At 57.4% G+C, this 917-nt stretch carries 2 protein-coding genes; both read right to left on the bottom strand.

What is annotated here, in order from left to right; genetic code table 11:
- On the bottom strand, positions 1-530 hold a 530-nt coding region (locus EOA86_RS36390; RefSeq protein ID WP_281035742.1), incomplete at its 3' end, for a helix-turn-helix domain-containing protein.
- Positions 531-721: 191 nt separating this feature from the next.
- Positions 722-917: hypothetical protein (locus EOA86_RS39760; RefSeq protein ID WP_206630263.1), on the bottom strand; the 196-nt coding region annotated here is incomplete at its 5' end.

Genomic DNA, 917 nt, shown 5'->3' with positions numbered 1-917 from the left:
AGGTTGCGCAGCGCGCCGCGATAGCGGCGCAATGCTGCGCTCGCAGCCGATTTTTCGGCCTTGGCCTGCCGCACGAGCTGGTCGAGTTCGCGATAGCGGGCGATGAGGATCCGCATGTCGATGCCACAACCGTCTACAATCGCACCATCACCATTGCGCACCGGGTAGCGCTTGTAATTGCCGCTATCCTGCATCGTGATCAAGCCAGCGTCGAAAAGGCGGGACAGCATACGGCTCACACGACCGGCTGAGCGGCCGATCTCGAAGCCGAGCTGCTGGTTGGACTTGAAGATGATCGGACGGCCGGACTTGTCGAAGGCCTCGGCCGGGGCCGTGTTGACCAGAGTCACCAAAAGATGGCTTTCGGTCGCGCTGATCAATCCAGTGCAAGTGAGGTTTTGTGCAAGCACGGCAAGCTGGCCGCGCGTCACCGTTCCGATCTCGGCCGACTGTGCCAGTCGCCGGTAATCGGCACGTTGTGGCGTCACTCGGCGACCGATTGGCCGCCGATCCGTATGGGGGTCACCCATGTCCTCGTCTCCTTTGTTAGGGACCAGGCAAAGCTTCCCCGTTCACCGAAGCGGTGTTTCTCAGTTGACAAGGAAGGGAGGGTTTGCGAGAAAGGTTTTGGCTTATTTTTTCATTGCAAACCCGCTTCCGGATTTTCGTTCGGGAGCGGTTTTTCTTTTTCTGGGCCGGTCTGTCTCTCCGTCTTAAAACGTTAGAATGCACACGTCGGAATCACGCTGTTTCCGATGATTTGCGAAGCATAACCGGAATAGCCGTTTTGGCGCAAGAATTGTGCTACATGCGCCGCCCACCGGAATAGTCTGACGGCTCGTCGGAAGCGGCGTTCCTTGAGTTTTCCGAGTTTTTTCAGGTGCAATACATTTCGACACGCCTTTGTGGCGGTATAC

It is taken from the genome of Mesorhizobium sp. M5C.F.Ca.IN.020.32.2.1 (assembly GCF_004023105.1).
GTDB lineage: Bacteria > Pseudomonadota > Alphaproteobacteria > Rhizobiales > Rhizobiaceae > Mesorhizobium > Mesorhizobium wenxiniae.
The sequence above is the reverse complement of the archived record's forward strand: the minus strand, read 5'-3'. Positions and strand labels throughout refer to the sequence as shown.